This window comes from Allorhizobium sp. nf9_anc (assembly GCF_056323085.1).
This window is the reverse complement of record NZ_CM150481.1, coordinates 2718974-2741917: the sequence shown is the minus strand read 5'-3', so window position 1 is coordinate 2741917 and position 22944 is coordinate 2718974. Positions and strand designations below refer to the sequence as shown.

General features: G+C 61.3%; 29 protein-coding genes and 1 pseudogene. 19 read left to right on the top strand and 11 right to left on the bottom strand.

The window, feature by feature from the left end:
- Window positions 1–144: 144 nt before the first annotated feature.
- On the top strand, window positions 145–1455 hold the full coding sequence (locus AC02Y0_RS13450; protein ID WP_476379409.1) for a serine hydrolase: 1311 nt from the start codon (window positions 145–147) through the stop codon (window positions 1453–1455).
- 421 nt (window positions 1456–1876) lie between these two features.
- On the opposite strand, the gene AC02Y0_RS13445 is transcribed toward AC02Y0_RS13450, so the two are convergent.
- The 4 genes from AC02Y0_RS13445 to AC02Y0_RS13430 form a co-directional block, all read right to left on the bottom strand.
- Window positions 1877–2128 carry a hypothetical protein gene (locus AC02Y0_RS13445; RefSeq protein WP_476379408.1) on the bottom strand — a complete coding sequence of 84 codons (252 nt, stop codon included), beginning with the start codon at window positions 2126–2128 and terminating at the stop codon, window positions 1877–1879.
- 77 nt (window positions 2129–2205) lie between these two features.
- Entirely contained in the window at window positions 2206–2838 is a 633-nt protein-coding gene (locus tag AC02Y0_RS13440; RefSeq protein ID WP_476384029.1) for an HAD family hydrolase, read from the bottom strand.
- A 75-nt stretch (window positions 2839–2913) separates the two neighbouring features.
- Window positions 2914–4329: a metalloprotease TldD gene (tldD, locus tag AC02Y0_RS13435; protein ID WP_476379407.1), complete on the bottom strand. Its 1416-nt coding sequence runs from the start codon at window positions 4327–4329 to the stop codon at window positions 2914–2916.
- 111 nt (window positions 4330–4440) lie between these two features.
- Window positions 4441–4971: an invasion associated locus B family protein gene (locus AC02Y0_RS13430; protein ID WP_476379406.1), complete on the bottom strand. Its 531-nt coding sequence runs from the start codon at window positions 4969–4971 to the stop codon at window positions 4441–4443.
- 326 nt (window positions 4972–5297) lie between these two features.
- Between AC02Y0_RS13430 and coxB the strand changes: the two genes are divergently transcribed.
- The 11 genes from coxB to ispH all read left to right on the top strand — a co-directional run bounded on the left by coxB (window position 5298) and on the right by ispH (window position 13827).
- Window positions 5298–6185, top strand: a complete 888-nt coding sequence (gene coxB / locus AC02Y0_RS13425) for a cytochrome c oxidase subunit II (protein ID WP_102019656.1) — start codon at window positions 5298–5300, stop codon at window positions 6183–6185.
- 14 nt (window positions 6186–6199) lie between these two features.
- Window positions 6200–7867, top strand: coding sequence for a cytochrome c oxidase subunit I (gene ctaD / locus AC02Y0_RS13420; protein WP_476379405.1), 1668 nt, complete (start codon window positions 6200–6202; stop codon window positions 7865–7867).
- A gap of 90 nt (window positions 7868–7957) precedes the next feature.
- Window positions 7958–8914 carry a heme o synthase gene (locus tag AC02Y0_RS13415; RefSeq protein ID WP_102019505.1) on the top strand — a complete coding sequence of 319 codons (957 nt, stop codon included), beginning with the start codon at window positions 7958–7960 and terminating at the stop codon, window positions 8912–8914.
- A complete protein-coding gene (locus AC02Y0_RS13410; protein ID WP_162695047.1) occupies window positions 8911–9048 on the top strand; it encodes a hypothetical protein in 138 nt (45 codons plus the stop codon). The genes AC02Y0_RS13415 and AC02Y0_RS13410 overlap by 4 nt, the downstream gene beginning before the upstream one ends.
- 34 nt (window positions 9049–9082) lie before the next feature.
- Window positions 9083–9670, top strand: a complete 588-nt coding sequence (locus tag AC02Y0_RS13405; protein ID WP_476384028.1) for a cytochrome c oxidase assembly protein — start codon at window positions 9083–9085, stop codon at window positions 9668–9670.
- Window positions 9671–9725: 55 nt separating this feature from the next.
- Window positions 9726–10601, top strand: coding sequence for a cytochrome c oxidase subunit 3 (locus AC02Y0_RS13400; RefSeq protein WP_444557630.1), 876 nt, complete (start codon window positions 9726–9728; stop codon window positions 10599–10601).
- 277 nt (window positions 10602–10878) lie between these two features.
- Window positions 10879–11238, top strand: a complete 360-nt coding sequence (locus tag AC02Y0_RS13395; protein WP_476384027.1) for a L,D-transpeptidase family protein — start codon at window positions 10879–10881, stop codon at window positions 11236–11238.
- Entirely contained in the window at window positions 11235–11618 is a 384-nt protein-coding gene (locus AC02Y0_RS13390; protein WP_476379404.1) for a DUF983 domain-containing protein, read from the top strand. The genes AC02Y0_RS13395 and AC02Y0_RS13390 overlap by 4 nt, the downstream gene beginning before the upstream one ends.
- Before the next feature lie 19 nt (window positions 11619–11637).
- Window positions 11638–12381: an SURF1 family protein gene (locus tag AC02Y0_RS13385; protein WP_476384025.1), complete on the top strand. Its 744-nt coding sequence runs from the start codon at window positions 11638–11640 to the stop codon at window positions 12379–12381.
- Window positions 12382–12452: 71 nt separating this feature from the next.
- On the top strand, window positions 12453–12818 hold the full coding sequence (locus tag AC02Y0_RS13380) for a DUF1304 domain-containing protein (RefSeq protein ID WP_476379403.1): 366 nt from the start codon (window positions 12453–12455) through the stop codon (window positions 12816–12818).
- A gap of 10 nt (window positions 12819–12828) precedes the next feature.
- Entirely contained in the window at window positions 12829–13827 is a 999-nt protein-coding gene (ispH, locus tag AC02Y0_RS13375; RefSeq protein ID WP_476384024.1) for a 4-hydroxy-3-methylbut-2-enyl diphosphate reductase, read from the top strand.
- A 16-nt stretch (window positions 13828–13843) separates the two neighbouring features.
- Here ispH and AC02Y0_RS13370 read toward each other — a convergent pair whose 3' ends face one another.
- The gene (locus AC02Y0_RS13370; RefSeq protein ID WP_476379402.1) at window positions 13844–15550 is read right to left on the bottom strand and encodes a putative bifunctional diguanylate cyclase/phosphodiesterase; all 1707 of its coding nucleotides are present in this window, start codon (window positions 15548–15550) and stop codon (window positions 13844–13846) included.
- Window positions 15551–15676: 126 nt separating this feature from the next.
- Here AC02Y0_RS13370 and AC02Y0_RS13365 point away from each other — a divergent pair, with 126 nt between their 5' ends.
- The 5 genes from AC02Y0_RS13365 (at window position 15677) to AC02Y0_RS13345 (ending at window position 18252) form a co-directional block, all read left to right on the top strand.
- Window positions 15677–15865 carry a type II toxin-antitoxin system HicA family toxin gene (locus AC02Y0_RS13365; RefSeq protein ID WP_476379401.1) on the top strand — a complete coding sequence of 63 codons (189 nt, stop codon included), beginning with the start codon at window positions 15677–15679 and terminating at the stop codon, window positions 15863–15865.
- Window positions 15866–15869: 4 nt separating this feature from the next.
- Window positions 15870–16304: a type II toxin-antitoxin system HicB family antitoxin gene (locus AC02Y0_RS13360; protein WP_476379400.1), complete on the top strand. Its 435-nt coding sequence runs from the start codon at window positions 15870–15872 to the stop codon at window positions 16302–16304.
- 114 nt (window positions 16305–16418) lie between these two features.
- Entirely contained in the window at window positions 16419–17384 is a 966-nt protein-coding gene (locus AC02Y0_RS13355) for a homoserine kinase (protein ID WP_476379399.1), read from the top strand.
- The gene (rnhA, locus tag AC02Y0_RS13350) at window positions 17381–17851 is read left to right on the top strand and encodes a ribonuclease HI (RefSeq protein ID WP_476379398.1); all 471 of its coding nucleotides are present in this window, start codon (window positions 17381–17383) and stop codon (window positions 17849–17851) included. Before AC02Y0_RS13355 ends, rnhA begins: the two co-directional genes overlap by 4 nt.
- 92 nt (window positions 17852–17943) lie before the next feature.
- Window positions 17944–18252 (top strand): Dabb family protein, encoded by a 309-nt coding sequence (locus AC02Y0_RS13345; protein ID WP_444557638.1) that lies wholly within the window; start codon window positions 17944–17946, stop codon window positions 18250–18252.
- Window positions 18253–18320: 68 nt separating this feature from the next.
- Here AC02Y0_RS13345 and AC02Y0_RS13340 read toward each other — a convergent pair whose 3' ends face one another.
- Together AC02Y0_RS13340 and AC02Y0_RS13335 are read right to left on the bottom strand one after the other, a co-directional pair.
- A complete protein-coding gene (locus AC02Y0_RS13340) occupies window positions 18321–18812 on the bottom strand; it encodes a redoxin family protein (protein ID WP_476379396.1) in 492 nt (163 codons plus the stop codon).
- A gap of 72 nt (window positions 18813–18884) precedes the next feature.
- A complete protein-coding gene (locus AC02Y0_RS13335) occupies window positions 18885–19733 on the bottom strand; it encodes a protein-disulfide reductase DsbD domain-containing protein (RefSeq protein WP_476379394.1) in 849 nt (282 codons plus the stop codon).
- Window positions 19734–19919: 186 nt separating this feature from the next.
- Between AC02Y0_RS13335 and AC02Y0_RS13330 the strand changes: the two genes are divergently transcribed.
- Window positions 19920–20525 carry a YqgE/AlgH family protein gene (locus AC02Y0_RS13330; protein WP_476384023.1) on the top strand — a complete coding sequence of 202 codons (606 nt, stop codon included), beginning with the start codon at window positions 19920–19922 and terminating at the stop codon, window positions 20523–20525.
- Between the two features lie 35 nt (window positions 20526–20560).
- Here AC02Y0_RS13330 and AC02Y0_RS13325 read toward each other — a convergent pair whose 3' ends face one another.
- Entirely contained in the window at window positions 20561–20938 is a 378-nt protein-coding gene (locus tag AC02Y0_RS13325; RefSeq protein ID WP_476379392.1) for a type II toxin-antitoxin system PemK/MazF family toxin, read from the bottom strand.
- Window positions 20932–21240 (bottom strand): AbrB/MazE/SpoVT family DNA-binding domain-containing protein, encoded by a 309-nt coding sequence (locus tag AC02Y0_RS13320; RefSeq protein WP_476379391.1) that lies wholly within the window; start codon window positions 21238–21240, stop codon window positions 20932–20934. Before AC02Y0_RS13320 ends, AC02Y0_RS13325 begins: the two co-directional genes overlap by 7 nt.
- Before the next feature lie 63 nt (window positions 21241–21303).
- Here AC02Y0_RS13320 and AC02Y0_RS13315 point away from each other — a divergent pair.
- A pseudogene (locus AC02Y0_RS13315) lies at window positions 21304–21510 on the top strand (YqgE/AlgH family protein); the annotation flags it as partial.
- A 30-nt stretch (window positions 21511–21540) separates the two neighbouring features.
- Here AC02Y0_RS13315 and AC02Y0_RS13310 read toward each other — a convergent pair.
- Both AC02Y0_RS13310 and AC02Y0_RS13305 read right to left on the bottom strand, forming a co-directional pair.
- Entirely contained in the window at window positions 21541–21969 is a 429-nt protein-coding gene (locus AC02Y0_RS13310; protein WP_476379390.1) for a DUF1801 domain-containing protein, read from the bottom strand.
- On the bottom strand, window positions 21966–22817 hold the full coding sequence (locus AC02Y0_RS13305; RefSeq protein WP_476379389.1) for an AraC family transcriptional regulator: 852 nt from the start codon (window positions 22815–22817) through the stop codon (window positions 21966–21968). Before AC02Y0_RS13305 ends, AC02Y0_RS13310 begins: the two co-directional genes overlap by 4 nt.
- Window positions 22818–22944: the final 127 nt, after the last annotated feature.

Genomic DNA, 22944 nt, shown 5'->3' with positions numbered 1-22944 from the left:
CTTCTGTGGACTGATGGTTGCATTTGATTCCGATCGGCTGATTGTCGCCCCATTCTTGCCATAGGGCCTCAACCACAAGACGGCGGGTCGATCGAATAGGACCAGTCTCTGTCATCATTGAAATCCGGCGGCATTGGAGTTTTCATGAGCAAGTTGCTGATCGCGTTATCGTTTTGCGTAGCGATCCTTTCCCTCTCGAGCACCGCTCATGCCGGCAGCGCCCAACTCCTCCTCGATGCCCGCACCGGTGAAGTTCTCGCCTCCGAAAACCCCGATGAGCTCAATCACCCGGCCTCGCTCACCAAGATGATGTCGGTCTACATGGTCTTTGACGCGATCCGCGCCGGAAAGCTGAGCTGGGACAGCCCCGTTCCCTTTTCGAAACATGCAGCTTCCCGCCCGCCGACCAAACTCTTCGTCAAGGCAGGCGACAGCATCACGGTCCGCGAAGCCGTGCTGGCGATGATCGTCAAGTCGGCCAATGATGCATCCGCCGCAATCGGCGAGAAGCTCGGCGGCAGCGAAGAAGGCTTTGCCGCCTTGATGACCCGCAAGGCCCGCTCGCTCGGAATGATGAACACCACCTTCTTCAACGCTTCGGGCCTTCCGCATGCACAGCAGTTCACCACTGCGCGCGACATGTCGACCTTAGGCGTCGCCCTGATGCGTGACTTTCCGAAGGAATACGAACTCTTCGCCACCAAGAGCTTCAAGTTCCGCGGCAAGACCATCAATGGCCACAACAACCTGATGTATCGCTACAAGGGCATGGACGGCATCAAGACCGGCTACACCAATGCCTCCGGCTTCAACCTCGTGAGTGCCGTCGAACACAATGGCCGCCGCGTGATCGGCGTCGTCATGGGCGGCAGAACGGCTGCAAGCCGCGATAAGATCATGGAACGCCTGATCGACGCCAACATCAAGAAGGCCTCGTCGGGCGAGCAATTGCTGGTTTCGCGCTCGACCGGCGTTCAGATGGATCTCGCCCGCCTGGGTGACGACATTCCGGTTCCCGCTTCGCGCCAGTCGGCAGTCGCCGCCGTGCAGGGCATGGCCGGCGCCACCGGCACCTCGTCCCCCGGGACCGCCGCTGCCTATGCCCCATCGGAAACGGCTGCCGCAGAGCTGGTCGCCACTCCGGCAAGCCGTTTTGCCCCGGTCGACCCGCAGCACACGGCCAGCACGCCGACGGCCATCGATCGCAAGTGGCAGATCCAGATCGCCGCCGCCACCTCCGCCCAGGCCGCCATGGATCTCCTCTCCCAGGCCCGCCAGAAGGTCGGCACCCCGCTTCAGGATCTCGACACCTACACCGAAATGGTGACCCGCAACGGCATCACCTTCTACCGCGCCCGCTTCACCGGTTTCGAGACCAAGGAAGAAGCCCGCATCGCCTGCGACAAGCTTGTGCGCCAGCGCTACGACTGCGTGCTGATGCCGGCACGGGGGTGATTGGCCGTATAGCGGAGCCATCGCCAAGTGTATCCCGTTCGTGACGTCAAACCACGCCGGACTAGGTTTACTGCAGCGGATCCCTTGCCATCTGGATCAGTTCTCTTCTGAGCTTCCTTGGCATATCGCGACGAACGTCGAACAGCCTGAGCACACCCAGCCTATCCTCGGGGAGCCTGCGGAAGAACACGTAGTGCATTCGATAGCGTGAGACATAAATCGGTTCATCCGTTTTGATCAGAACGGTGAGCCTGCTTGAAAGCGGTCGCCAGAGGCCTGGTGATTGCGCGAGCAGATGCAGATGAGCGTGTAGCCCCGTCAAGTAGGCGGCCGCCTGGCTTCACCCCAGTTTTCAACCGTCCATCGATAGATTTCGTCCTGATCACCGTCAGCGATCGGGTGAAACAGGACGGACCCCATGTCATGACTTCGCGTTGCGGCGTAGAACGTCTGCGGCACTTACTGAGCGAAAAGCATGATCGCCGTCCATCAAGGCCTCCGACAGCAGGTTGTCGAGAAATTGTGCGGCGTCGGTATCTTCCGCCATGTCCCGACGGATCAACTCACCGACATAGTCATCGGCTGACCTGAACGCGCCATCACCTTGAACCCTGCGATCGAGATGCGTGGCGAGATCATCATCGAGGATGATGTTGAGGTGGCGGCGCTCCATGATGGATACACTCCGTGGTTTGCGAGGCAAGGTGGCAGTCTGCCATGCGGCCAGCCGCTTGCCAATGATTTGGCTGCTCAGCCCACCTCGGTCACCGCAAAGAACCGCATGCACTCGGTCAGGTCCAGCGCCACATGCGCGCAAAGCGCCTCGATCTCCTCGGTCGGTGCCAGCAGATCCGGCACCATGACCGCCATCATCCCGGCGGCATGCGCCGAGCGGATGCCGTTGTGGCTGTCCTCGAGCGCCAGGCAATCCTGTGGCGCCACGCCCAGCCGCTCGGCCGCCACGAGATAGGGATCAGGCGCCGGCTTGCCCCTGGCATAATCACCTTGTGCGATCACTGCATCGAAGCGTCGATGCAGGTCGAAGCCCGCCAGGTGATGCTCCACCTGATGATGCGCCGACGACGTGGCGATCGCCCGCGGAAGACCGAGCAGGTCGAGCAGGTCGAGAAGTTCGACCACGCCCGTCTTCAGCCTGAGATCTTTGTCCAGAAGCGTGTGGAAATGCTCAAGCCACAAAACCCGGAAACCATCGGCGTCGAAATCGTCACCCCAGGTGCGCTTGAAGAGCGTCGAGATCCCGGCCCAGGGCTGGCCCAGCATGCCTTCATAGACGCGTTCATCGATCGCCAGACCAAGCTCCCGGGCCGCCGAGATGACCGAGGCGCGGTAGTGGATCTCGGTATCGAGCAACAGGCCGTCCATGTCGAAAACGACGGCCTTGGGCGGGCGCGGAAGCTTCAAGAATTTACCTTTTCAGCGGGGTAGGGAGTACGTCCTTCAAGCCTTCGTCCCACCTACGGTGATCTGGTCCATCCGCAGATGCGGCTGGCCGACGCCGACGGGGACCCACTGGCCGGCCTTGCCGCAATTGCCAATCCCGGTGTCGAGCTTCGTGTCGTTGCCGATCATCGAGATCCGGCGCATGGCGTCCGGCCCGTTGCCGATGAGCATGGCGCCCTTGACCGGGGCGCCGATCTTGCCGTTTTCGATGAGGTAAGCCTCGGTGCAGCCGAAGACGAACTTGCCGGAGGTGATGTCCACCTGGCCGCCGCCGAAAGAGACGGCGTAGATGCCCTTCTTGACGGAGGCGATGATCTCTTCGGGGCTCTTGTCGCCGGAAAGCATGTAGGTGTTGGTCATGCGCGGCATGGGCTGGTGGGCGTAACCCTGGCGGCGGCCGTTGCCGGTGGCCTTCATGCCCATCAGGCGGGCGTTCTGGCGGTCCTGCATGTAGCCAACCAGCCTGCCGTTCTCGATCAGCACGTTATAGGCCGATGGTGTGCCCTCATCGTCGATGGTGATCGAGCCACGCCGATCGGTGATCGTGCCGTCATCCACGACGGTGACGCCGGGCGCTGCCACCATCTCGCCCATCAGGCCGGCAAAGGCCGAGGTCTTCTTCCGGTTGAAGTCGCCTTCCAGCCCGTGGCCGACCGCCTCGTGGAGCATCACGCCCGGCCAGCCATTGCCGAGCACGATATCCATCGTACCAGCAGGCGCCTCCTGGGCTTCGAGGTTGACCAGCGCCTGGCGCAATGCCTCGTCGGCCCCGCGCTGCCAGCTCTCTTGTGTGAGAAAATCGTTGAAGCCCATGCGGCCGCCGACCCCGAAGGAGCCGCTCTCCTGGCGGTCGCCTTCGCCTGTCACGACGGAGATGTTGATGCGGGTCATTGGTCTGGTATCGCGCACCCGGTGTCCATCGGCGCGCAGGATCTCGACCACCTGCCAGCTTGCGCCGACGGTCGCCGTCACCTGCCGCACCTTGGGGTCTTTGTCGCGCAGATAGGCATCGATCTCGGAGAGCAGCTTCACCTTCTCTTCGAAGGTCGGCGAGCCGATCGGATTGCCGTCGCCATAGAGCTTGGCATTGGTCCGCTGCGGGGCAGCCGCATAGGAGCCGGAATGGCCATGGGTCACGGCGCCGACGGCATCCGCGGCGCGAGAGAGGGCGGACAGCGAAAGCTCGCCGGCATGGGCATAGCCGACAGCCTCGCCGGCCACAGCGCGAAGCCCGAAGCCCTGGTCTGTGTTGAACGAGCCACCCTTGAGGCGACCATTGTCGAAAGTCAGGGATTCCGCCTGGGCATGCTCGACGAAGAGCTCTCCGTCATCGGCACCTTTCAAGGCATCCGCGACGCGCCGCGTCAGCGTGCCTTCATCGCAATCGAAGAGGGAGAGAAGGTCCTGGGTCATGCGGGTCTCCTTGGGTCGCTGGCTCTGCATGTAGGCGCGCAACGAAAAAGGGGCAAGCCCGCCGGACTTGCCCCTTATCTATAATGTCATCACGATCCGGCGACCGGCCGCTCAGGGCAGCTTGTCATAACCTTCCCCGAAGCCGGCAAGCTCGATCGGAATACCGACACGATCCTGGTCGGCGGATTCGCGCAGCGCAAACACGGCAGCCTTGCCGGCGCGCAGGATCTTCATCAATTCCTCGTCGATCTCCACTTCCACATAGCAGCCCTCGGAGAAGCAGCGGGTGAAATAGGCGCGGCCGATATTGTTGCCGTCGACGAAGAGCTCCATGCCATCCTTCAAGAGGACGCCGAGCGGGGCGAGGATACGCAGGATGCGCGCCTTGCGGTCGGCGGTCTTCAAGACGACGACGGAGAGCCCGACTTCCGGACGATCCTCCGCAATGACGTTCTGCATCAGAGCGCATTGCTCTTCGGATGCGCCGGCCGGCTTGTCGCAGATGACAGACCAAGCCCCGTGGTTGGAGCGGATCGAACCCGGCTGTTGTTGCGGTTGCTGGCTCAGCGCCGGCGTCGCGAGAGCGGCGATCAGCACGGCGCTCGCGGTCAGGCTGGACCAGGCAAGTCTAGGCAGACCCATGAAAACCTCTGGAAAACGAATCATTGCCGACATTCTTGTCGTCGGGGTGTGCAAATGGGAAGCCCCGACGCCTGTTTTAAGGCCGACTACGGCATAATTGGGACTGCGTTTTGGATGTGGAAGCGCAATCATGCGCCTCATGGTGCCCCAACTGGTTAAAGCCTGTGCATCGAGGTCGCATGTATTTGATGAAGCGCAAAAATGCCGCACCGGCTTTCGTCCGGGCGTATTGCGATTGCGGCCAATCTGTGATTTGAAACGGCGACACTAGCATGATTTTTGCGCTATGGTTTGATGTGGATCAAGCGCTTGTGGGAGACCAAACCGTGATGAAGAGAACCTATGCAGCCTTGGCCGCTTTGGCCTGTCTGCTTTTCGCTTCTGTAGGCTTCGCCGATCAGCCGAAGCCCTGGCAGATGGGTATGCAGGAACCAGCAACCTCCATCATGGAGTTCAACAGCTGGTTCGAGCAGTACACACTGTGGTTCATCGTTCCGATCACCATCTTCGTTCTGATTCTTCTGATCCTCGTGGTCGTCAAGTTCCGCGCTGCCGCCAATCCGGTGCCGTCGAAGACGAGCCACAACACGGCGATCGAGATTGTCTGGACGGTTGCTCCGGTTCTCATTCTCTTCGCGATTGCGATCCCGTCCTTCAACCTGCTGACCTACCAGCTGAAGATGCCGGAAAACCCGGACATCACCATCAAGGCAACCGCCACCCAGTGGCTGTGGTCTTATGAGTATGAAGGCGAGCAGGCCGTGTCCTTCGACAGCTACATGCTGAAGGAAACCGACCGCGCTGCCATCGGCAAGGAAGACGTCGCCCGTTATCCGCGCCTTCTGGCTGTGGATAACGAAGTCGTCGTTCCCGTTGGCAAGACCGTTCGTCTGCTGGTAACCGCAGCACCGACCGACGTCATTCACGCCTTCGCCATGCCGGCCTTCGGCATCAAGATTGACGCCATCCCGGGTCGTCTGAACGAAACCTGGTTCCGCGCCGACCGTGAAGGTCTGTACTACGGCCAGTGTTCGGAGTTGTGCGGCAAGGACCATGCGTTCATGCCGATCGCGATCCGCGTCGTGACCGACGAGCAGTACGCGACCTGGCTGCAGGCCGCGACCTCGGATCTCTCCGGCGCCAATCGCGCTCTCATGGCTGCTGTCGATGGCGCTCCCGCCGCCGTCCAGACTGCTGAAAACATCACGAACTGAGAGGAGTGCAGACAATGGCTGGCTCTGTTGCCCACGACGAACACGCGCACGGCGCACATCACGACCATAAGCCGGGCTTCTTCGCCCGCTGGTTCCTGTCGACCAACCACAAGGACATCGGTACCCTCTACCTGATCTTCGCGATCGTGGCGGGTATCATCGGTGCCGCTCTCTCGGTTGCCATGCGTATGGAGCTCCAGGACCCGGGCATCCAGATCTTCCACGGTCTGGCCCAGATGGTCTACGGCTTCGAAGGTGATGCTGCCATCGATGGCGGCAAGCACATGTACAACGTCTTCACGACGGCCCACGCACTGATCATGATCTTCTTCATGGTTATGCCGGCGCTGATCGGCGGCTTTGCCAACTGGATGATCCCGATCATGATCGGCGCTCCGGACATGGCCTTCCCGCGCCTCAACAACATCTCCTTCTGGCTGATCGTCCCGGCCTTCCTGCTGCTCGTGCTCTCGATGTTCGTCGAAGGTCCGGCAGGCGCTTACGGCGTCGGTGGCGGCTGGACGCTCTATCCGCCGCTTGCGACCTCGGGTCAGCCCGGTCCGGCGGTCGACCTTGCGATCTTCGCGCTCCACGTCTCCGGTGCGTCCTCGATCCTCGGTGCGATCAACTTCATCACCACGATCCTGAACATGCGCGCTCCGGGCATGACCATCCACAAGATGCCGCTCTTCGCCTGGGCCGTGCTCGTCACCGCATTCCTGCTTCTTTTGTCGCTCCCGGTTCTCGCCGGCGGCATCACCATGCTGCTGACCGACCGTAACTTCGGCACGACCTTCTTCTCGCCTGAAGGCGGTGGTGACCCGATTCTCTATCAGCACCTGTTCTGGTTCTTCGGTCACCCGGAAGTCTACATCCTGATCCTGCCCGGCTTCGGCATCGTCAGCCACATCATCTCGACCTTCTCGAAGAAGCCGGTCTTCGGCTACCTCGGCATGGCCTATGCCATGGTCGGTATCGGCGCCGTCGGCTTCGTCGTCTGGGCACACCACATGTACACGGTCGGCCTGTCGCTTTCGGCCCAGCGTTACTTCCTCTTCGCAACCATGGTCATCGCGGTGCCGACCGGCATCAAGATCTTCTCCTGGATCGCGACGATGTGGGGTGGTTCGCTGACCTTCAAGACCCCTATGGTCTGGGCGATCGGCTTCATTTTCCTGTTCACCGTCGGTGGCGTGACGGGCGTCCAGCTCGCCAATGCCGGTCTCGACCGTTCGCTGCATGACACCTATTACGTCGTGGCCCATTTCCACTACGTGCTGTCGCTCGGCGCCGTTTTCGCGATCTTCGCCGGCTGGTACTACTGGTTCCCGAAGATCACCGGCTACATGTACAACGAGTTTGTCGGCAAGCTGCACTTCTGGGTCATGTTCGTCGGCGTCAACCTGGTGTTCTTCCCGCAGCACTTCCTCGGCCTCGCCGGCATGCCGCGCCGCTACATCGACTATCCGGATGCCTATGCCGGCTGGAACTATGTCTCGTCGATCGGCTCCTACATCTCGGCCTTTGCGGTTCTCGTCTTCCTTTACGGCGTCTTCGAAGCCTTCGCCAAGAAGCGCGTCGCTGGCGACAACCCCTGGGGTGAAGGTGCGACCACGCTGGAATGGCAGCTGTCTTCGCCGCCGCCGTACCACCAGTGGGAACAGCTGCCGAAGATCAAGTAAGCCGGAAGGCTCACTGAAAAGAGTTCGGGCGCCGCGGTCCAAGGGATCGCGGCGCTCGACAAAACAGCAAGCAAGACGGAATTCGAGAGTATGACGGTTATCGACAGTGGCGACGTTTTCGGCATGGAAGGTGAGGTTCGCCTCTCCGAGGCCGGTCCCCGCGATTTCTTCGCGCTTCTCAAGCCGCGTGTCATGTCGCTCGTCGTCTTCACGGCGCTGGCCGGCCTGCTGCTTGCACCGGGCGAGATCAACCCGGTCATCGGTTTCATCGCGATCCTGTGCATCGCGGTTGGCGCTGGCGCATCCGGCGCGCTCAACATGTGGTACGACGCCGACATCGACGCGATCATGACGCGCACCGCGACCCGTCCGGTTCCGGCCGGCCGCGTGACACCGCATGAGGCGCTCGCCTTCGGCCTCGTCCTCTCGGTGTTCTCCGTTGGCATTCTGGGCCTTGCGGTCAACTGGTTTGCCGCCGGTCTGCTCGCCTTCACAATTTTCTTCTACGCAGTCGTCTACACGATGTGGCTGAAGCGCTCGACCCCGCAGAACATCGTCATCGGCGGTGCGGCCGGCGCCTTCCCGCCCATGGTCGGCTGGGCCTGCGTCACCGGTGGCGTCGCCCTCGACAGCGTCATCATGTTCATGATCATCTTCCTCTGGACACCGGCGCATTTCTGGGCGCTCGCGCTGTTCAAGATGAAGGACTATGGCGCAGTCGGCGTCCCCATGATGCCCAATGTTGCCGGCATCCCCTCGACCAAGCGCCAGATCGCCGTCTATGCCGTCCTGACGGCCGTCACGGGCGTGCTGCCGACGGTCACGGGTCTCGCCTCCATCGGCTACGGCATCTTCGCCGGCCTGCTCGGCGCCTATTTCGTGCACTGTTCCATCGCCGTCTGGCGCATGGCCGACGGCGACGAAAAGATGGTGCCGGCCAAAAAGCTCTTCGCCTATTCGATCTTCTATCTCTTCGCGATCTTCGCGGCCCTGATGATCGATTTCTACCTCGCGCCGTTTGTCGGCTCGCTCGGAGGTGCCCTTTGATCGAAACCGTTCAACTCAACGACAAGCAGCGCAAGTCGCGACGTGGCCGCAACATTGCCCTCGGCGTCGTGCTCGCGGCTCTCGTCGTGATCTTCTATGTCGTGACCATCATCAAGATCGGCAACGTGGGCTGACGAGGCAAAGATCGTGACCGAATCGAACGACCATATCCAGCAATCCAGCCGCCGCAATCTCGGCGTGGCGAGCGCCTGCGTTGTCTTCGTCGGCGCCATGGTCGGCATGGCCTATGCGGCTGTGCCGCTCTACCAGCTTTTCTGCCAGGTCACCGGTTACGGTGGCACGACCCAGCGCGTCGAGCAGGTGTCCGACGTCGTGCTCGACCGTACGATCAACGTGACCTTCGATGCGAATGCCTCTCCCGGTCTGAACTGGGATTTCAAGGCGGTCGACAAGAAGGTGACGCCAAAGATCGGCGAAACCGTCCAGATCACCTACACCGCGACGAACAATTCGCCTCATCCGGTCACCGGTGAGGCGATCTTCAACGTCACCCCCGGCGAAGCCGGTGCCTACTTCAACAAGGTCCAGTGCTTCTGCTTCACCAAGACCACGTTGCAGCCGGGCGAAACACTGGAAATGCCGGTCGTCTTCTTCGTCGATCCCGCCATCGTCGAGGCGGAAGAGACAAAGGGCATCGGAACGATTACCCTGTCTTACACCTTCTATCCGCGCGATGATCAGGAGCCGGTGGCCGCATTGTCGGTCGGTGAAGACAAGGAACAGCCGAAACTGTGAGAGGGCTCCGGTTCGCCGGAACTCGTAATGAAATTGACATTCGGGGATTGCTGAAATGGCCGAAGCGCACCAGAAGAACCACGACTACCACATCATCGATCCGAGCCCATGGCCGCTCCTGGCCTCGATCGGCGCCTTCGTCCTCACCTTCGGTGGCGTCGGCTACATGCGCTACCTGAATGGCGGCTCGCTGAACCTGTTCGGCATCAACTTCGCCAGCCCGTGGCTCTTCTATATTGGCCTCGCCATCGTGCTCTTCACGATGTTCGCCTGGTGGGCCGATACCATCAAGGAAGCCCACGAAGGCCACCACACCCGCGTCGTCTCGCTGCATCTGCGCTACGGCATGATCATGTTCATCGCTTCTGAAGTGATGTTCTTCGTTGCCTGGTTCTGGGCCTTCTTCGACGCCAGCCTCTTCGCCAACGAAGCGATCCAGGCAAGCCGCGTCGAGTTTACCGGTGGCACCTGGCCGCCGCAGGGCATCGAGGTTGTCGATCCCTGGCACCTGCCGCTCTACAACACCGTCATCCTGCTGCTGTCCGGCACCTGCGTGACCTGGGCGCACCATGCGATGCTCCACAATGACCGCAAGGGCCTGGTCTCCGGCCTCGCACTGACGGTCGTGCTCGGCATTCTGTTCTCGTTCGTCCAGGCCTACGAGTACATGCACTCGCCGTTCGACTTCAAGAATTCGATCTACGGCGCCACCTTCTTCATGGCGACCGGCTTCCACGGCTTCCACGTTCTGGTCGGCACGATCTTCCTGATCGTCTGCCTGTTCCGTGCGCTGGCCGGCCACTTCACCCCGCAGCAGCATTTCGGCTTCGAAGCTGCCGCCTGGTACTGGCACTTCGTTGACGTCGTCTGGCTGTTCCTCTTCTTCGCCATCTATATCTGGGGCGACTGGGGCGCACCGCTCGCCCATTGAGGCATGTGGTTTCAGGTTGATTTTGACAAAGGCGGCTGCAACCCAGCCGCCTTTGTTTTGCCATCTGCTCGGGTCACGGAATGCGCTTTGGATGCTCACGGAAGATGCAGCCATGGCAATGAACGTCTCAAGTCTATTCTGTGCGTCAGTTTTGGCCGCCGCATCCACTGTTGCGGTGTGGTCTCAGACTACTACATCCTCCGCAGCGACCGAAATCGCCAGCCATATCTTGGTCGACAAATCCGATCGGCGTCTTTCCCTGATGCAGTGACAAACGATACTGGCGACGTTTCCCATTGCACTTGGTGGCGCACCGGAGGGGCACAAGAGCGAAGAGGGCGATCAGCGCACACCGGAGGGGCGCTACCGGATCGATTGGCGCAATGACAAAAGTGCCTATCATCTCTCTTTGCACATTTCCTATCCAGATGCCGCTGACATAGCCCGTGCCGAAGCTTCAGGAAAAAACCCGGGCGGCATGATCATGATCCATGGCCAGAGGAACTATCTGGGCTGGTTGGCGTATTTGACGCAGCGTTTCGATTGGACGGATGGGTGTATCGCCGTTACCAATGCGGATATGGATATTATTTGGAATTCCGTGCCTGATGGCACGCCGATCGAGATCACACCATGACCGAAGACGAAGCGAAATTTCCGCCGGTTGATCCGGTCAAGGCGGCGCTGACGGCGTCCTGCCCGCGCTGCGGCAACGGCAAGCTGTTTGATGGCTTCAGCAAGCCGAAGGCCCGCTGCAATTCCTGCGGCCTCGATCTCTCCTGGGTGGATGCGGGCGATGGCCCGGCAATCTTCGTCATCCTGCTGGCCGACCTTCTGGTCGTCGGTTTCGCCGTCTGGGTGGAGCTGACCTACCAGCCTTCGATGTGGCTCCACATCCTCGTCTTCGCGCCGCTCGGCGTGGCGCTGACCTTGTGGCTGATGCGCTTCCTGAAAGCCCTGCTGATTGCCCTCCAATACAAGCACAACGCCTCGCAAGGGGTCATCGACCGTGGCTGACATGGGCATGGGTGAGGGCATGGGAGATGGGAGCGGGACCGGCCGCCGCACCTGCCGTTTCTGGATTGCCTTGGTGCTCGTTCCCGCAGCGCTTGTCATCCTCCTCACGCTCGGCACCTGGCAGGTCAGCCGTCTGCACTGGAAGGAAGCCCTGCTTGCCGACATCCAGCAACGCAGCACTGCCGCGCCCGTCGATATCGCCGAACTGGAACGGCTGCTGGCAGCAGGGGAAGCGGTCGATTATCGGCATGCCACGGCGAGCGGTCGTTACCTGAACGACAAGGAACGCCACTTCCTCGCAACCTTCCGGGGCCAGTCGGGCTTCTACCTCTACACGCCGCTCGAGCTTGCCGACGGGCGCTACCTCTTCGTTAACAGGGGCTTTGTCCCCTATGACCGCAAGGATCCGGCAACCCGGCCGGAGAGCCTGGTCGAGGGGGAGCAGACGATCACGGGTCTCGCCCGGGCAGAACTGACCGAAAAGCCGTCTTCGCTGGTTCCGGACAATGACGAGACGGCGAACATCTTCTACTGGAAGGACCGCACCCGCATGGCGGCTTCCGTCGATCTGCCGGCAGACCGCGTCCTGCCTTTCTTCCTCGATGCCGATTCGACGCTGGTCGCAGGCGGTCTGCCCAAGGGTGGCGTGACCCAGATCGACCTGCCCAACAACCACCTGCAATATGTCATCACCTGGTATGGCCTTGCCTTTGCCCTGGTCGCGGTCGTCCTTGCAGGCCTGATCCGTCGGAAATCCCGATAGAGCCACAGAAGTTTTTCCGCTAGAAGGACCGGATGAAGACGGCGAATAGACCGCCGTGTCGGGGAAACTGCATGTCCTATCTCGCCTCTACGCTGGTGGCGCTCGTCGCGCTCGAACACATCTACATTCTGATCCTCGAGATGTTCCTCTGGACCACCCCGACCGGGCGCCGCGCCTTCGGCATGAAGCCCGAGCAGGCGGACGCGACCAAGGTCATGGCGGCCAACCAGGGCCTCTACAACGGCTTCCTTGCCGCCGGCCTGATCTGGGGCCTGCTCCACCCGGATGTTTCCGTCGGCACTCAAATTCAGTTGTTTTTCCTTGGCTGCGTGCTGGTCGCCGGCCTATATGGAGGTGCAACGGCCTCGCGGAAGATCTTCGTCATCCAGGCGCTTCCCGCTGCCCTCGCCATTATCGCTGTCCTGATAGCCGGTTGATCCGATGAACATGCACCTGAACCGCCCCCCTCTGACGATCAGGCTTTGCGGCCCGCGCGGCTTCTGCGCCGGCGTCGACCGTGCCATCCAGATCGTCGTGCTCGCTCTCAAGCGCTACGGGGCGCCGGTTTATGTGCGCCACGAGATCGTCCACAATCGCTATGTCGTCGAAGGTCTGGAAGCCAAGGGCGCCATCTTCGTCGAAGAGCTCGACGAGATCCCGGCTGAGCATCGCCAACAGCCGGTGGTCTTCTCCGCCCATGGCGTGCCGAAATCGGTGCCGGAGGATGCAGCAAGCCGCAACCTCTTCTATCTCGACGCCACGTGCCCGCTGGTCTCCAAGGTCCACAAGCAGGCCATGCGCCATGAGCGTCTCGGTCGCCATGTCATCCTCATCGGCCATGCCGGGCATCCAGAGGTGATCGGCACCATGGGGCAACTGCCGGAAGGCACGGTCTCGCTCGTCGAAACCGTTGAAGACGCGGATGCCTATCAGCCGCTCGACGCTGACAATCTCGGCTACGTCACCCAGACCACGCTCTCGGTCGATGATACCGCCGGCGTTATCGCCCGCCTCATGGAGCGCTTCCCGAACCTGACCGCGCCGTCGGCAGACTCGATCTGCTACGCGACCACCAACCGCCAGGAAGCGGTGAAACACGCTGCCCCCGGCTGCGATCTCTTCATCGTCGTCGGTGCACCGAATTCGTCTAACTCCAAGCGCCTCGTCGAAGTGGCCTTGAGGGCAGGGGCCACCCGCTCGCTGCTCGTCCAGCGCGCCTCCGAGATCGATTGGGACTATGTCGGTGAAATCGGCACGCTCGGTATCTCCGCCGGCGCCTCGGCGCCTGAGGTCATCGTCGACGAGATCATCGACGCCTTCCGTGAGCGCTTTGACGCCAAGGTGGAGCTGGCAATCACGGCCGAGGAAAACGAGCATTTCCTCGTCAACCGCGAGCTGCGCGATGTCGAACTGACGCGCGAGGACATGGCCTGGGTCAACGGCTGAGGTCTGGTCCCGGCGGCTAGTGGAAGCCGGCTGCGCGCGTATCCCGGTAAAGTCCTGCCGTCTGCTGATAGAGCGACAGCGCATCCCGCGCCGGCATCGGCCGACCGAAGAGATAACCCTGGCCTTGCAGACATCCCATGGCCAACAGCACGGCGGCCTGAGCTTCCGTTTCAATCCCCTCTGCCACGGTGTCCAGACGCATTTCGCGGCTCATGGCAACCAGCGCGCGGGTGATGGCAGCGTCTGACGGGGAGGTCTGGATATCGCGGATGAACCCCCGATCGATCTTCAACGTCGAAAGAGGATAGCGCTGCAGCGAAGACAGCGAGGCATAGCCGGTGCCAAAGTCGTCGAAGGCGACGCCGACACCGATGTCGCGAATGGCCTTCAGCGTCAGCAGGCTGGCTTCGTCGTCATTCAGCGTCACTTCCTCGGTAACTTCTAACTCCAGCCAATTGGCAGAGATGTCGTGTCGCTGGACGGCCTCGACCACCCGATCCCGCAGGTTCGCGGCGCGGAACTGTTGCGGGAAGAGATTGACGGCGACCTTGCAATCACCGCCACCTGCGTTGAGTGACTTCGCCATCCGGCAGGCCTCGTCGATCGTCCACCAGCCGATTTCGGCAGCGAGCGTGCTCTGCTCCAGCGCCGGCAGGAAGCGACCGGGCAGCAGGAGTCCATGCTGCGGATGGTTCCAGCGGATGAGTGCTTCGAAACCGACGATCCGTCGTGAGCTCAGCTCCACCTGGGGCTGATAATAGAGCTCCAGATCGCCGTTGCGCATGGCGTGACGAAGCTCGTCGCGCATATCCCGCTTCGCCTGGCTCTCGCTGCGCATGGCGGGTTCGAAGAAGCGGTAGGACCGTCCCCCTGCCGCCTTGGCGCAGTAGAGTGCAAAATCGGCCGAAGCCAGCAGCTCGTCCGCGTCAGCCCCATGCTCAGGTGCAATCGCAATGCCGAGGCTCGCGCCCAGTTCCAGATGCATCCCGCCGAGGCTGAACGGTTTTCGAAACGCCTCAAGGATCTTGACGGCCTCCTGCTGCACGAGCAGCGGATCGCTGCACGGCGCATAGAGAATGGCGAATTCATCACCGCCGAGGCGTGCTACACGCGCCGTGTCGCCCAGCAGATAGGGTATGCGCACAGCAATCGCCTGCAGCAGGCTGTCCCCCATCACATGGCCATGTGTGTCGTTCACCTCCTTGAAGCCGTCGAGATCCATCAGGATCAGACTGCACGGCTCGCCAGAAGCCATCTTTTGCGCAAGCACGGTCATGAATTCGTGACGGTTCTGCAGACCGGTCAGGGTGTCGTGCGAGGCAAGACGCATCAGGCGGGCATCCCGCTCGCGCCGTTCCGATATGTCCTTGATCGCAGCACCCGCCCAGAAGCCGTCCTCGGCCGTCCAGGTGGAAAGCGTGATCTCGATCGGAAATTCGGACCCGTCGCTCCTCAGCGCGGAGACTTCCACCGGCTTGCCACCGAGCCCCGGCTTGGCGCCGCCTGCAACATTGGCCATGCCCACCGTATGCGCACCGCGCATGCGCTCCGGAATAATCATGGTAACCGGATGCCCCCGGATCTGATCCGGTTCGTAGCCGAACATGCTGCAGAACGCGTCATTCGCAAAGCGGATGTCGCCGTGACTGTCGACCACAATCAGCGCGAGGCTCATGGCCGCGGCAAAGTCATGCGCCATGCGGGCGGTTGGCGGAAGGTCCATTGCGTCATTCCGGTCATTATTTGAGGGAATACTACAGGAATAATATTAGCGAGCTGTAAAATTTGGGTCGGTTTGGGACAGGCTGAGTAACTTGAGCAGTGCGCATCAAGTGTGTATAATTGTCTGATGAGGAGTTCAGCAGTCATTGCCGCCTTGAAGGCGGACGGGTGGTACGAAGTCTCCACCAAGGGCAGTCATGTCCAATTCAAACATGACACAAAGCCCGGCCGCGTGACTGTGCCTCATCCAAAGAGGGATCTGCCGATCGGCACTCTGAAGAACATCGAGAAGCAGTCTGCGTTGAAGCTGAGGTGATCACATGCACAATTTCATCGGCCTGATCCACAAGGATCCTGACAGCGACTATGGCGTCTCCTTTCCCGACTTTCCGGGCGTAGCCACGGCTGGCACGGATCTGGACGATGCACGCCGAATGGCGGAGGAGGCGCTGGCGTTTCATGTCGAAGGCATGATCGAGGACGGTGAGGCGATCCCCGAGCCTTCTTCGCTCGAGGCGATCATGTCTGATCCGGAAAACAGCGATGCCGTGGCCGTTCTTATCCCGCTGAGAGGCCCAGCCAAGAAGGCAGTCCGCGTCAACATCACGTTGGCGGAGGACCTGCTGCGTGCGATTGATTCCCATGCAGAAGCGCATGGTCTGACACGCTCCGGCTTCCTCGCGCAGGCAGCAGAGCGCCATATGAAGGACGATGAGAACCACAATTACGCCAAGGGCTATGCGCTGTCAGCCTGATGCAGCTGGCGCACGCCCCATTTCCTGTGCCCCGTGTCGTTCCAGGGCTGGCATGCGCGCCACACCCGTTATAGGACTCGGCCCATCCCCGAAGCGGCACGGAACCTCAAAGCTGTGGCAGTTTACACCGACATCAACGAAATCGATCTCAAGGCCTTCCTCGCGCAATATGACGCGGGCGACCTCCTGTCCTACAAGGGCATCGCGGAGGGCGTCGAGAACACCAATTTCCTGCTGCACACGACGAAGCAGCCGCTGATCCTGACGCTTTATGAGAAGCGCGTGGACCGCAACGATCTGCCCTTCTTCCTCGGTCTGATGCACCATTTGTCGGAACGCGGCCTGTCCTGCCCGCTGCCCTTGCCGCGCAAGGATGGCGCGCTGCTTGGCGAACTCTCCGGCCGCCCCGCTGCCCTCATCTCCTTCCTCGAAGGCATGTGGCTGCGCAAGCCGGAAGCCCAGCACTGCCGCGAAGTGGGCAAGGCGCTCGCGGGCATGCATGTGGCGGGCGAGGGCTTTGAACTCACCCGTACCAATGCTCTGTCCCTCGAAGGCTGGCAGACGCTCTGGGCAAAGTCCGAAGCCCGCGCTGACGAGGTTGAGACCGGGCTGGAAGACGAGATCGGCGCCGAACTCGATTTCCTCGCCGCCCACTGGCCGAAGGAACTGCCGTCAGGCGTCATCCATGCCGACCTCTTTCCCGACAACGTCTTCTTCCTTGGCGACGATCTCTCGGGCCTGATTGACTTCTATTTCGCCTGCAACGACTTCCTGGTCTATGACCTGTCGATCTGCCTGAACGCCTGGTGTTTCGAAAAGGACGGCGCCTACAACATCACCAAGGGCAAGGCGATGATCGAGGGTTATCTCTCTGTGCGCCCGCTGTCTGCCGATGAGATCGCAAGCCTGCCGGTGCTCTGCCGCGGCTCGGCGCTGCGCTTCTTCCTGACGCGGCTCTATGACTGGCTGACGACGCCGGAAGGCGCGCTGGTGGTCAAGAAGGACCCGCTCGAATATCTGCGCAAGCTGCGCTTCCACCGCGCCGTCACCAATGCCTCCGAATACGGACTGATTTCATGAAACATGTCGACATCTTCACCGACGGTGCCTGCTCGGGCAATCCCGGCCCTGGTGGCTGGGGCGCGGTTCTGCGCTATGGCGAGACCGAAAAGGAGCTCTGCGGCGGCGAGGCGGATACCACCAACAATCGCATGGAACTCTTGGCCACCATCACGGCGCTCAACGCTCTCAAGGACGCCTGCGAAGTCGACCTCTACACCGACAGCAAATACGTCATGGACGGCATCTCCAAGTGGATTTTCGGCTGGAAGAAGAACGGCTGGAAGACCGCCGACAGGAAACCGGTCAAGAACGGCGAACTCTGGCAGGCGCTCGACGTCGCCAACCAGCGCCACAAGGTCAAGTGGCACTGGGTCAAGGGCCATGCCGGCCATCCTGAGAACGAGCGCGCCGACGAGCTTGCCCGCAAGGGCATGGAGCCCTTCAAAAAGACGGGTGGTTTTCCGAAGTCGTTGCTGGTGAAGTGAGCGTCGGGCAAGGATGGTGCTCAGCGCCGCCCTCTTGCCCTTTCCCCCGTTCACCCTATGCTCCCCGCAAAACAACACGACGGGAGGCATCCATGATCCAGCACTGCGTATTCCTGCGCTTCAAGGCGGCAGTTCAGGAAACCGAGAAGCAGGCGATCTATGCCGCGATTGCGGCCTTGAGGGACGTGGTCCCGGGGATGCTGGAGGTCAAGGCAGGACCGAATGTCTCGCCCGAGGGCCTGAGCGGCGGTTACAACGATGGCTTCATCGTCACCTTCGAGGACGAGATGGTGCGCGACTACTATCTCAAGCACCCCAAGCACATCGAGGTCGGCGAGCGTATCGTCAGCGCCACCGATGGCGGTCTGGCCGGCATTCTTGTCTTCGACCTTGCTCATTGATCTCGGGTGACAAACGAAAAGAGGCCCGGTTCCCCGGGCCTCCGAACATTGAGGATCGGTTCTGCCGCTCAGGCGCCGAGCTGCTCGATCATCGTGGCTGCTGAAGACACGGTCGCCTGGCCGGGGTTTTCTTCGATGTTGAGGCTCTTCACCACGCCGTCTTCGACCAGCATCGAATAGCGCTTGGAGCGTACGCCGAGGCCGCCGCCCGACAGGTCGATGTCGAGGCCGATTGCCTTGGTGAAACCGGCGTCCCAGTCGGCGAGGAAGTGGACCTTGCCCATGCCGCCCGAATGCTGCGCCCATGCGCCCATCACGTGCCAGTCATTGACCGAGACCACGGCAATCGCGTCGACGCCGCGCGCCATGAGCGCATCGCGGTTTTCCAGATAGCCGGGCAGGTGGTTCAGCGTGCAGGTCGGGGTAAACGCGCCGGGGACGGCAAAGACGACGACCTTCTTGCCGGCAAACAGCTGTTCCGTGGTGACTTCCACCGGGCCGTCAGCGGTCTTTTCCTTGAAGGTGGCCTGGGGCAGCTTTTCGCCAATGGCAATGGTCATGAAATCGTCCTCGCTTGCGTTGAACCGCCCGAAACCCCTCCGGACGGCGGTCGAGGCGAATATAGGTGGAGGTCATTCAAAGGCAAGCACGGTTTCCATGGCGCGGCTGTCGCTGACGACAAGGATGCCCCACTGCTTCCCGGCGATCCGATACTTCTTCGGCAGCTTTTTGATCGGCAATGTCAGCACCGTTTCCCCCGAGGCCCCCGCAGTCATCGAGGCCTTGACGAAGACATGCCCGCTCGGACCGCTGACAAACACGCGCGGCACCTCCGCGGAAACCGGCATCTTCAGCCGAATGACAAGCTCCTTGCTGTCCAGCTTGAGCTCATGCCCGACCACATGGAAGTCCGGGGAAGGGCCGGGTGGTACCTTCGACTGCGCGGAAGCAATGAGTGCCGCCTCCACCGGATTGGCGGTGCCGCCTTCATCCGCCGGAACAGTCAGGTCGGCCTGGAAGGGAATGCAGATGTTCTGGCAAACGCCGACAAAGGCACTCAGTGTCACGCCGGATGTGTTCGGCGCATCCTTCAGAGTGAGCGGCAGCGTGACGGGATGGTCGTAGCCGACATCGATCATGTCACCGTTCATCAGCACTTTCGGCACCGGAAAGCCGACGCTGTTGACCGTGTAGGAGACGCCCGGAGCCGGCGTGATGGCGGGCGGGATCCCGACGTCGCCGGGTTCCTTCCAATAGGTGATCCAGCCCGGCTTCGGCTCGATCACCAGGGCTCCGTGCCGCACGCCGTCGCCGGTGTCGGGCAGCAGGATCAGCCGCATCCGCCCACCTTCGTTGACAGCCCATTCGCTGCTGGCAGCCGCCACGGGACCCGCCGTGACCAGCGAGGCAAGCCCGATCGCAAGGGAAAGCATCATGAGCCGCGCGCTGCGCAAGCCGCATGGCAGGCTGAAACGAGACATGTCTACTGCCGTTTTAGAGTTCATTTACCCGGCTCTAAAAGATCACTCTCGCCTTGGCCAGTCACGCTTGCTTCATGCTCATCATTTTGGGTTGATCACAATCCGCTTCTGCCTCATCTTGGATAAGAGACCACATCTGAACCACGCATGAAGCCGATTGCCGTCGAGGCAGCCAAGGAGGCGGGCATGGCATTGTCGTCGAAAACCAGTCTGAGAGAACGCGGTTTCCTGGATGGCAACCTGCTGATCGCCATGCCGGGCATGGCGGACGGCAATTTCGCCCGCGCCGTCGTTTATATCTGCGCCCACTCGGATGCCGGCGCCATGGGCTTCATCATCAACCGCTCACAATCGGTGACCTTCGCCGATCTTCTCCTGCATCTCGAACTCATCGATCGCAACGATGCGATCATGCTGCCCGATCACGCCCGTCATTTCCCCATCCAGTGCGGCGGCCCGGTGGAGCAGAACCGCGGCTTCGTCCTGCATTCCGATGACTATCTCTCCGACAGCTCAATCCCCGTCAGCGACGACATCTCGCTGACCGCCACCCTCGATATCGTCCGCGCCATCTCCGATGGCCGAGGCCCGCGCCACGCGACCATGCTGCTCGGCTATGCCGGCTGGGGACCGGGCCAGCTGGAAGAAGAGATCGCCCAGAACGGCTGGCTGCATTGCGCGGCCACCGAAAGCCTGATCTTCGACCGCAGCCTCGACAACAAATACGACCGGGCGCTGGCCCTGATGGGCATTAACCCGGCCATGCTGTCGATGGATGCGGGGCACGCTTGAGGTCAGGCTGGTGCAGCTCCGGAATGAGCTCAGCCCTAGTCCTCTGCATCGGCAAATACCAGACCGAAGATCGGCGCAAAGCGCTCTAGGACCTCAGTCAGTATATCGTTTGGTACTCGATCCTTCGATCTTTCTGCGTGGCGGTTGCGCCAGTCCATTGATTTGATCTGATCGACCTGAATTATACCTGTCACACCCGTGCCTGCGCCAGCCAACGGGACCGCAAACCCATTGACACGTGAAGCAGTGCCGACAGTGGTGATTGGAGCGATAAAGGCAAATCCGGTCGCGAGGTTGAACTTGTTTGCCGACACGATGAGGCCAGCGTGCCGCCCACGCTGCTCCTTGCCGGCGGACGGGTGCATGTCCAGCCACCAGATCTCACCAGGCGAAGGGACGTTGGGCCTTACCAAGCTTCGTTTCCTACCGGTGGAGCATCCATCCAGCGACGTTCGTCGGCTGAGAGCTCACTGTCGTAGCCCTCGACCAGCTCGTCGAGTGTGTATTTTGGTTTGCGAACCTTGATCGTTTTCGCGGGCGCCGTGACGGGTTCTGCTATGACTTGCTGCCCAACGACGGAAACGATCATTTCCTGCCCTTCCGTCAAGCCCAGCATGTTCCGTGCCGCAGCCGGCACAGTGAGGACCAGCGATCCACCGGCCTTCTTCAGTTTGGATCTAGTGGAGAAGCCGGATGCTGCCTGCGCCTTGCTCATGATGTTCGCTCGCCCCAAAAGTCGAACTTTTGTATAACATGCTCAAGGTGTGGTTTCAAGCGAGGCCCGCGCCACGCGACCATGCTGCTCGGTTATGCCGGCTGGGGACCGGGCCAGCTGGAAGAGGAAATCGTCCAGAATGGCTGGCTGCATTGCGCTGCCACCGAAATCCTGATCTTCGACCGCAGCCTCGACAACAAATACGACCGGGCGCTGGCCCTGATGGGCATCAACCCGGTCATGCTGTCGATGGATGCGGGGCACGCTTGAGGGGCAGGCGTCCTTGATCTTCCCCTCTCTTCAGTTGCGAGAGCCTGTGCACCTCCGCCGATGATAGGTCAAAGCCGCACTCAGGCAGAATAGCAACGGCGCGCGGGGCAGCTCTCGGTCTGCCGGGATCACCAGTGCGCGGTTTCCCTCGAACGTGAAGTCCGCTGTAAACGTGTTGCGAAACATGTCGATGAGGCTTGTCTTGCAGTTGAACAGCAGCGCGCTGTTATGGGGCGCCTCTCTGGTGGCGCCCAGTCGAATCGTGGTTCCGCTTCGGCTGATCTCGGTCAGGTAAGCGGGCTCGCCCCCTTTGAGCGTTTCCGTCAGAGGGCCGACATCTCCGATGTCTTTCGCCACCGCAAAGATCAGCAGGCGGATCTCCAGAAGACGCGCCCGCACAGTGTCTAGGTGGCGCGAGAGTGCGCGGTAAACGGCGTCCGGCACAGGCGGCACAGTCATGGCACCGTCTTCAAAGGCAGGTGAATGTCTGTGCGCAGTTCCGCTTGCGGCACGTGACACGGGTCGCTGAGATAGGCTTCGAAGATGGGAGCATCATCAGGCTCGTAACCGGAGGCGGGCAACCAGGTGCCGAGCAGCCAGCGATAGGCACCCCGCATATCGGCATAAGGCCCCTTGTAGCTGAGCTTGGCATAGGCACCACCGCGCAGAACTGTCTCCACCAGCGGCATTTCGATGGCAATGGAAACGGGTATCGGCAAGCAGGCCCGCGAACGCAGGGCGTGCTCGGGTCCGAGATCGGGATCGTCAAAGAACACGCCGATCATGGCAGGCTCCGCCGGTAGAAGAGATCGCTGGACAAGTTCGGCAAACAGTTTGCCCATGGCATGGTCGATCGTCATGTAAGACCCTGTGTGATCGATCCCGGCGCAACGCCGCTCCGGTAAAGTTTCCACCGTGACGGGAAAGCCACTGCCGTCGCTGGCCATGCTTGCGGCCTTGAATGTGGCATGCGAGCCCATCTCGCGGTAAGTAGTCGGGCTCGTCCCGACGGTCTCCTTGAATGCCCGCCCGAAACTGTCGCTGGAGCTGTAACCGGCCTGCCGGGCGATGGCCTGCATATCCGCATCGGAGTTCGCGAGTTGATCCGCTGCACGCTGGAGCCTCAGCCGCCGGATCGTTGCGACAATTGTCTCTCCACGCATGGCCGAATAGATCCGGCTCCAGTGATAGGACGACAGGCAGGCGACTTCCGCCAGACTATCGAAGGAGAGATCGTCGTCCAGAGGGGCGTAGATATAATCGAGGACCCGATCAAGACGATCGCGATAGGCTTTCTGGTGATGCATGAGAACCCCCTGGCGTGCTGAATGTGTCTGAAGTCTTGCACGTCCTGGACCGGCAAATCCTGCGGAACTGGCCCATGCTTTGTCGTCGACCCGGTTGCAAGGCTTGCATCTCGCCACCTGAGGGGTC

Bases quoted from the DNA above. Each gene is read 5' to 3' on its own strand.
- AC02Y0_RS13400 (WP_444557630.1), top strand. From the start codon at position 9,726: ATGGCCGAAGCGCACCAGAAGAACCACGACTACCACATCATCGATCCG.
- AC02Y0_RS13385 (WP_476384025.1), top strand. From the start codon at position 11,638: ATGGGAGATGGGAGCGGGACCGGCCGCCGCACCTGCCGTTTCTGGATT.
- AC02Y0_RS13450 (WP_476379409.1), top strand. From the start codon at position 145: ATGAGCAAGTTGCTGATCGCGTTATCGTTTTGCGTAGCGATCCTTTCC.
- AC02Y0_RS13365 (WP_476379401.1), top strand. From the start codon at position 15,677: ATGAGGAGTTCAGCAGTCATTGCCGCCTTGAAGGCGGACGGGTGGTAC.
- AC02Y0_RS13440 (WP_476384029.1), bottom strand. From the start codon at position 2,838: ATGGACGGCCTGTTGCTCGATACCGAGATCCACTACCGCGCCTCGGTC.
- tldD (WP_476379407.1), bottom strand. From the start codon at position 4,329: ATGACCCAGGACCTTCTCTCCCTCTTCGATTGCGATGAAGGCACGCTG.
- AC02Y0_RS13335 (WP_476379394.1), bottom strand. From the start codon at position 19,733: ATGTCTCGTTTCAGCCTGCCATGCGGCTTGCGCAGCGCGCGGCTCATG.
- AC02Y0_RS13390 (WP_476379404.1), top strand. From the start codon at position 11,235: ATGACCGAAGACGAAGCGAAATTTCCGCCGGTTGATCCGGTCAAGGCG.
- AC02Y0_RS13320 (WP_476379391.1), bottom strand. From the start codon at position 21,240: ATGAGCAAGGCGCAGGCAGCATCCGGCTTCTCCACTAGATCCAAACTG.
- AC02Y0_RS13340 (WP_476379396.1), bottom strand. From the start codon at position 18,812: ATGACCATTGCCATTGGCGAAAAGCTGCCCCAGGCCACCTTCAAGGAA.
- ctaD (WP_476379405.1), top strand. From the start codon at position 6,200: ATGGCTGGCTCTGTTGCCCACGACGAACACGCGCACGGCGCACATCAC.
- rnhA (WP_476379398.1), top strand. From the start codon at position 17,381: ATGAAACATGTCGACATCTTCACCGACGGTGCCTGCTCGGGCAATCCC.
- AC02Y0_RS13415 (WP_102019505.1), top strand. From the start codon at position 7,958: ATGACGGTTATCGACAGTGGCGACGTTTTCGGCATGGAAGGTGAGGTT.
- AC02Y0_RS13305 (WP_476379389.1), bottom strand. From the start codon at position 22,817: ATGCATCACCAGAAAGCCTATCGCGATCGTCTTGATCGGGTCCTCGAT.
- AC02Y0_RS13380 (WP_476379403.1), top strand. From the start codon at position 12,453: ATGTCCTATCTCGCCTCTACGCTGGTGGCGCTCGTCGCGCTCGAACAC.
- ispH (WP_476384024.1), top strand. From the start codon at position 12,829: ATGCACCTGAACCGCCCCCCTCTGACGATCAGGCTTTGCGGCCCGCGC.
- AC02Y0_RS13445 (WP_476379408.1), bottom strand. From the start codon at position 2,128: ATGGAGCGCCGCCACCTCAACATCATCCTCGATGATGATCTCGCCACG.
- AC02Y0_RS13360 (WP_476379400.1), top strand. From the start codon at position 15,870: ATGCACAATTTCATCGGCCTGATCCACAAGGATCCTGACAGCGACTAT.
- AC02Y0_RS13310 (WP_476379390.1), bottom strand. From the start codon at position 21,969: ATGACTGTGCCGCCTGTGCCGGACGCCGTTTACCGCGCACTCTCGCGC.
- AC02Y0_RS13345 (WP_444557638.1), top strand. From the start codon at position 17,944: ATGATCCAGCACTGCGTATTCCTGCGCTTCAAGGCGGCAGTTCAGGAA.
- AC02Y0_RS13430 (WP_476379406.1), bottom strand. From the start codon at position 4,971: ATGGGTCTGCCTAGACTTGCCTGGTCCAGCCTGACCGCGAGCGCCGTG.
- AC02Y0_RS13330 (WP_476384023.1), top strand. From the start codon at position 19,920: ATGGCATTGTCGTCGAAAACCAGTCTGAGAGAACGCGGTTTCCTGGAT.
- AC02Y0_RS13370 (WP_476379402.1), bottom strand. From the start codon at position 15,550: ATGGACCTTCCGCCAACCGCCCGCATGGCGCATGACTTTGCCGCGGCC.